The sequence below is a fragment of the Modicisalibacter sp. genome, assembly GCF_055145905.1.
In genome coordinates, this window is sequence record NZ_JBSREH010000038.1 from 1 (window position 1) to 6,276 (window position 6,276).

General features: G+C 69.3%; 8 protein-coding genes. 1 reads left to right on the forward strand and 7 read right to left on the reverse strand.

Annotated features, from left to right (window positions below; translation table 11 throughout):
* Window position 1 precedes the first annotated feature (1 nt).
* Complete coding sequence (locus tag ACTCB7_RS11630) at window positions 2-433, reverse strand: hypothetical protein (protein WP_224414625.1); 432 nt, start codon at window positions 431-433, stop codon at window positions 2-4.
* Window positions 434-485: 52 nt separating this feature from the next.
* On the opposite strand from ACTCB7_RS11630, the gene ACTCB7_RS11635 reads away from it, so the two are divergent.
* Window positions 486-2,630 (forward strand): S9 family peptidase, encoded by a 2,145-nt coding sequence (locus ACTCB7_RS11635; protein ID WP_463006798.1) that lies wholly within the window; start codon window positions 486-488, stop codon window positions 2,628-2,630.
* A gap of 51 nt (window positions 2,631-2,681) precedes the next feature.
* Here ACTCB7_RS11635 and ACTCB7_RS11640 read toward each other — a convergent pair whose 3' ends face one another.
* The 6 genes from ACTCB7_RS11640 to ACTCB7_RS11665 all read right to left on the reverse strand — a co-directional run bounded on the left by ACTCB7_RS11640 (window position 2,682) and on the right by ACTCB7_RS11665 (window position 6,105).
* Entirely contained in the window at window positions 2,682-3,149 is a 468-nt protein-coding gene (locus ACTCB7_RS11640) for a YcgN family cysteine cluster protein (RefSeq protein WP_463006799.1), read from the reverse strand.
* A complete protein-coding gene (locus ACTCB7_RS11645) occupies window positions 3,149-3,439 on the reverse strand; it encodes a YcgL domain-containing protein (protein WP_463006800.1) in 291 nt (96 codons plus the stop codon). Before ACTCB7_RS11645 ends, ACTCB7_RS11640 begins: the two co-directional genes overlap by 1 nt.
* Window positions 3,440-3,444: 5 nt before the next feature.
* Window positions 3,445-4,587, reverse strand: coding sequence for a ribonuclease D (gene rnd / locus ACTCB7_RS11650; RefSeq protein WP_463006801.1), 1,143 nt, complete (start codon window positions 4,585-4,587; stop codon window positions 3,445-3,447).
* A 30-nt stretch (window positions 4,588-4,617) separates the two neighbouring features.
* Window positions 4,618-5,223 (reverse strand): recombination mediator RecR, encoded by a 606-nt coding sequence (gene recR / locus ACTCB7_RS11655; RefSeq protein WP_224414620.1) that lies wholly within the window; start codon window positions 5,221-5,223, stop codon window positions 4,618-4,620.
* Window positions 5,224-5,334: 111 nt separating this feature from the next.
* Window positions 5,335-5,661, reverse strand: a complete 327-nt coding sequence (locus tag ACTCB7_RS11660) for a YbaB/EbfC family nucleoid-associated protein (RefSeq protein ID WP_224414619.1) — start codon at window positions 5,659-5,661, stop codon at window positions 5,335-5,337.
* Window positions 5,662-5,709: 48 nt separating this feature from the next.
* On the reverse strand, window positions 5,710-6,105 hold the full coding sequence (locus ACTCB7_RS11665) for a DNA polymerase III subunit gamma/tau C-terminal domain-containing protein (protein ID WP_463006802.1): 396 nt from the start codon (window positions 6,103-6,105) through the stop codon (window positions 5,710-5,712).
* Window positions 6,106-6,276 lie beyond the last annotated feature (171 nt).

Consider the following 6,276-nt stretch of genomic DNA (forward strand, 5'->3'; position numbering starts at 1 on the left):
CTCAGCCGATCACCGGCTCCTGGCGGGCCTGCGGTGCGTCGCTGCTGCCGCCTCCCGGACGGTCGCCGTCGTCCTCGGGGCGCCGATCGCGACGCCGGAACCAGACCGCCAGCGCGGCCCCCGCCCCGGCGCCCAGCGCACAGCCCAGCAGTACCAGCGGCAACGCCTGGCCCAGTGCCGCCTGATCCTTCTGCAGGAAGGCGATCCCTGCTACCACGACCGAGGGCGCCATGCCATGATAGTTCGACGCCTTGTCCAGCAGCGGCAGCGTAAAGCTGCTGGGCATCCAGATCAGGCCGGCGACCAGACCGGTGATCGCGAACCGCGGCAGGCGTGGCAGCCAGCGTATCGACAGATAGCCGGCACCGAGCACCACCAGGGACAATGCCACGTAGCTCAGCCACAGCAACGGCATCGAGTCGGAAATCAGCATCGTCTCACCTTACGTCCTGAATACATTGTTTCATCATGGTACACCGCGTCCAATGAAAGCACAGCCGCTCTCCTCTCACGCAGGCCCATCGCCGGCCGTCATCCATCGCCGCGCCGAGGACCCGCACTGGCACTGGCTCGAACAGCGCGACGACCCGGCCGTGCGCGCCTTCCTCGACGCCGCCAACCGGGAAAGCGACGCCTGGTTCGCCCCTCTCGAGCCGCTGGTCGAGGCCCTCTACGAAGGCCACCTGGCGCGACGCGAACTGGCGGTGAGCGGCTTGCGCACGCCGCTGGAGCGCTACACCTACTGGAGCGAAACCGCCGCCGAGGCGGACTATCCAGTCTGGTGGCGTCACCCCAACGGCGATGCCGAACACCCGGAGTGCCTGCTCGACCTCGAGGCCCGGGCCGGCGACCGGCACTTCCTGGAACTCGGCGACCTGGCGATCTCGCCCGACGAGACCTGTCTGGCCTGGACCGAGGACACCCGCGGCGACGAGTATTTCGACCTCTTCGTGCACGACTTGCCAGCGGGCAAGCCCCGTCGCGTGCTCGAGGGCATCGGCCCGGACCTGGTGTGGGCCGAGGACAACAAGCCCCGTCGCGTGCTCGAGGGCATCGGCCCGGACCTGGTGTGGGCCGAGGACAACCGGACCCTGCTGTTCACGCGCTACGACGACACCCAGCGCCCGGCCAGCGTCTGGCGGCTGGACCTCCGGGCAGCCGGCGCCGCGCCGATCTGCCTGTTCGAAGAGGCCGACGTGGAGTTCTGGGTGGGGCTGGGCAAGACCCGCTCGAAGCGCTGGCTGGTGCTCGAGACCGCCTCCAAGGACACCGCCGAGTGCCACCTGATCCCCGCCGATGCCCCGGCCACGCTGCCGCGCTGCGTGCGCGCCCGCGAGCCGGGGGTGGAATACGCCGTCGACCATCGCCCGGGCGGCTTCTACGTGCTGCACAACCGCCAGGCGCCGCATTTCCGCCTGGATGTGGCCGACGAGGCCGACCCCGGGCAGTGGCGCCCCCTGCTCGCCCATCGCGACCACCATACCCTGGAGGGCGTCGATGCCTTCGACTGGGGGCTGGTAATCACCGAGCGTGACCACGACGCAGCCCAGGTTCATCTGCGCATTCTCGCCCTCGACGGCCTCGCCACACCCCGCGAGGATTACCGACTGGCGCTGCCCGACGCCCCCTGCAGCCTGGCGCTGGGCGACACCCCCGACTTCCACGCCCGGCGGCTGCGCGTCCGCGAGGAATCCTTCACGCTGCCGGTGCGTTGGGTCGAGCACGACCTCGACCACGGCACGCAGCGTCTGCTCAAGGCCCAGCCCGTGCACGGCGACCTGCAGCCCGAGCAGCTGGAGTGCCGCCGCCTGTGGGCCACCGGCCACGACGGCGAGCGCATCCCGGTATCGGTGGTAGCACGTGCCGACTGCTGGGCCGAGGGGCCGATGCCCACCCTGCTCTACGGCTACGGCGCCTACGGCGAGGTACTCGACCCGTGGTTCTCGATCGCCCGGCTGGAACTGCTCGCGCGGGGCGTGGCCTTCGCCGTGGCCCACGTGCGCGGCGGCGGGGATCGCGGCGAGCCCTGGTACCTGGCCGGCAAGCTCGAGCACAAGACCAACAGCTTCCGCGACTTCCTCGCCGCCCGCGAGGCCCTGGTGGAGCACGGGGTCGCCGACGCCGAGCGCATTGCCGCCTACGGCGCCAGCGCCGGCGGCCTGCTGGCCGGCGCCAGCCTCAATCTCGACCCCGGGGCCTTCTGCGCGGCGGTGCTCGACGTGCCCTTCGTCGACGTGCTGCGGACCATGGAAAACCCCGACCTGCCGCTGACCACGGCGGAGTACGGCGAATGGGGCAACCCGGAGGAGCCGGCGGCACGCCGGCGCATCAAGGCCTACTCGCCGCTCGACAACCTCTCGGACCAGGCCTATCCGGCCATCTTCCTGCAGGGCAGCTGGCACGATTCGCGGGTCCCCTACTGGGAACCCGCCAAGCTCTATGCCCGCCTGGGCGAAATGGCCGCCCGGCGCGACGCCGCCGAGCGACGCCCGTTACTGCTGCGCACCGACATGACCTCGGGCCACGGCGGTGCCTCGGGGCGCTTCAAGGCCTGGCACGACAATGCCCGCCAGGACGCCTTCCTGCTCTGGGCACTGGGGCTTGCCGAGACAGAGCGGGTGGAGGAATGAGCCAGGGGGAGCACTTGCCCCGCACGGCGTGCGGGGGCGACGTCGCCCCGGCTACTCGGGCCGGGGCGCCTCGTCCTCGGGAGACAGGATGGCGATGATGCGATCCTCCCATTCGGCTTCCGGCACCTCCGCCTCGGACACCGCATAACCGGTGACGCTGATGCCGGCTCGGCGCACGCTGTCCGGGTCGCCGGAGACCAGCGGGTGCCAGTCGGCCAGTCCGCGCCCCTCGTACAGGCGCCGGTAGGCACAGGATTCGGGCAGCCAGCGAAACGTGGCGATGCGTTCCAGGGTCAGCGGCACACAGCCGGGCACGCGCACGCTGCGGTTGGGATAGTCGCTGCAGTGACATTGCGAGATATCGAGCAGCTGGCAGGCCACGTCGAGCGTGGCGATATCGCCGCTCTCCTCGTCCTCGAGCTTGAGCAGACAGCAGCGCGCACAGCCGTCGCACAGTGCCTCCCACTCCTCGCGATCAAGGGCCTCGAGCGGATAGTGCTCCCAGAAGCGTTCGCGCATCAGTAGCGAGCCTCGGTCGGCGCCCGGTACAGATCGAGCAGGTACTCGTCCTTGGCCGGCGGCATCTGCAGGTAAAAGCCCTGCTCGGCGATGGCCTCGATCACCCGTTCGGCATCCGCCCGGGCCAGCTTGCGCTTGCCGTCGAGCAGCAGCGTCATCACCGGCTCCGGCGTGCCGAAGCGCTCGAGCAAGGTCTCCGGCACCGGCTCCAGCCCACGCCGCTTGTCGATGTAGAGATACATTTCCTCCCTGCGCGGGCTGCGCAGGATTTCACACAGGATTCGCTCCATGACACTCACTCTTCTACCGGCGTATCGATCGTTTTCAGTGCCTGCGCCAGGTCGGCGCCGAGCAGTGCTCCGCGCCAGCCACCCGGCAGCGGCAACGGCTCGCCGGCGAGATCGGCCGCCACCAACGCCTCCAGGTCCCGGCGCCGGGCCAGCACCTCCGGTGCGACGCCCAGCGTCTCGGCGGTCTGCGCGACGACGCGCTTGAGCGCCTTGAAGCGGCGCTTGAACGGGCCGCCGAGCGGTGACGGCAGGGCCGCCGGCAAGGCCGACGCCTCGAGCCGCGCCGCCTCCTTCACCAGAGCCAGCAGCGACTCGCCCTCACGCTTGACCAGGCTCGGCTTGACGCCCTCCACCGCGGCCAGCTCATAGCGGTTGGCCGGCATGGCTTCGGCGACGGCGAACAGGACCTTGTCGCTCGCCAGCCAGTTGCGCGGCAGGTCACGCCGCCGCGCCTCGGCCTCGCGCCAGGCGGTCAGGCGCTGATAGGCAGCGATCGCGCGGGGCGACAACCGCCACAGCTGACGATGCCGGCGATACCACTCGCCATCACTTGTCGCGCTGCGCCCCGACTGTGCGACCAGGGCCTGGCAGTCATCCGCCAGCCAGGCCAGCCGCTCGTGAGCGATCAGCACCTCACGCTGGGCAGCCCAGACCCGGGGCAAATAGATCACGTCCAGTGCCGCATAGCGGCGTTGTGCGTCGGACAGCGGACGCGCCAGCCAGTCGGAACGCGTCTCGTCCTTGGGCAGGGCGTCGCCGGTCCACTGCTCCACCAGACGCTGGTAGCCCATGGCCGGATCCTCGGACAGCAGCGACTGCGCCACCTGGGTATCGACCAACGGCTGCACGGCAACCCCGGCCCAGTGGTGGAGCACTTCCAGATCCTCGCTGCTGGCATGCATCAGCTTGACCGGCCCGGACTCCCCCAGCAGTTCCCGGGCGGTGGGCGTCGCCGCCACCGCCACGGGGTCGATCAGGTAAGCGACATCGCCTCGTGACAGCTGAATCAGCGCAGGGACGGGATGAAAGCTGGTCTCGCGGAAGAACTCGGTATCCACGGCCACGCAGGCGGCGTCCGCCAGCTGCGTGCAGACCGCGTCGAGCGCGTCGGGCGTATCTATCCAGTGATGGATCGGTTCCAGGGGCATGTAGGATCTCGGGTTGCAAACACGGGGGGCTCACTCGCCGTGGAACGGCAGTCGCCCGTTGAAGGCACGGCTCAGGGTGCCGCCGTCGACGTACTCCAGCTCACCGCCCATGGGCACGCCATAGGCCAGCCGCGACAGGGCCAGTCCTCGCTCGCGGATCTGCTCGGCGATGTAGTGCGCGGTCGCCTCGCCTTCCACCGTGGGGTTGGTAGCCAGGATGACTTCCGCAACGCCGCCCTCGTCGAGCCGCTGCTCGAGCTGATCGAGGCCGATATCCTCGGGTCCGATACCGTCGAGCGGCGAAAGATGGCCGTGCAGCACGTAATAGTGGCCGTGGTAGCCACCGGCGTCCTCGATGGCCAGCATGTCGGCCGGCGACTCCACCACGCACAGCAGCGAGGCATCGCGTCGCGTGCTGCGACACAGTTCGCAGACCGGCTCTTCGGTCAGTGTCCGGCAGCGCCGGCAGTAGCCGACCTGCTCCAGCGCCTCGCCGAGCACCGCCACCAGGCGGCGGCCGCCCTCGCGGTCACGCTCGAGCAGGTGCAGCGCCATGCGCTGGGCAGTGCGCGGCCCGACACCGGGCAGCACCCGCAGCGTCTCCAGCAGGCGATCGACCAGTGGCGAAAAGCTCATGACACTCCTTGGCTCGAAACGCATCGGCACGATACGACGGTAGTGAAACGCCCATGTCACAGGGCGTCGGAAGGCGCCGTCACCCCGCAGGCGACGGCCAAGAACAGCGGCTCAGAACGGCATCTTGAAGCCCGGCGGCAGGTTCAGCCCCTCGGTGGCCTCTTCCATCTTGGCGCGGGAGTTGCTCTCCACCTTGCGCACCGCATCATTGACCGCGGCGGCCAGCAGGTCCTCGAGCATCTCCTTGTCTTCCTCGAGCAGGCTGGGATCGATGTCCACCTTGCTGACATCGTGGCGACCGTTCATGGTCACGCGGATCATCCCGGCGCCAGCCTCGCCGTAGACTTCGGCGCGGGCGATCTCCTCCTGCACCTTCTGCATCTTTTCCTGCATTTCCTGGGCCTGCTTCATCAGATTGCCCATTCCGCCATTGAACATAGGTCACCTCGATCGTGATGGGTCGCCGGCCGAAGGCCGGCATGAAAGTCAGTCAGGCGCCGCCTGGGGCGACACACTCTGCTCGATCAGACGCGCGCCGAAGGCCTGCTCGAGTTCCTGGATATGCGGGTCGTCGCGCAGGGCTTCAACCGCCCGGGCATGGCGCTGTCGTGCCTCACGCTCGCTGCGCGCCTGGGGTGTCTCGACCTCAGCCGGAAGCTCGCCCGGCTCGATGACGACCCGGCGCTCGATGCCCGCCTCAGCCAGAGCCCGGCGAATCCGCTCGATATGCACGTCAGCCAGCAGCGTTGCATGCTGGGGGTGGAGCCGCAGCTGCAGGCATTCGCCATCGTCCGCTTCAACCACACAGTGCGCCGCCAGATTGCGGGTCAGCCCGGATAGCCCCAAGGTATCGAAGTCGGCCAGCCAGCGTGCATGGCTCAACCGCCCTTCTGTCTCCTCGGAAGGGCCCGACGGCCCGGGTGCGGTTTCAGACGCGCGGGGGGAAGCCTCAGGCGTCTCGACCACCGGCATTGCCGGTTCCGGTTCCGGTTCCGGTTCCGGTTCCGGTTCCGGTTCCGGTTCCGGTTCCGGTTCCGGTTCCGGTTCCGGTTC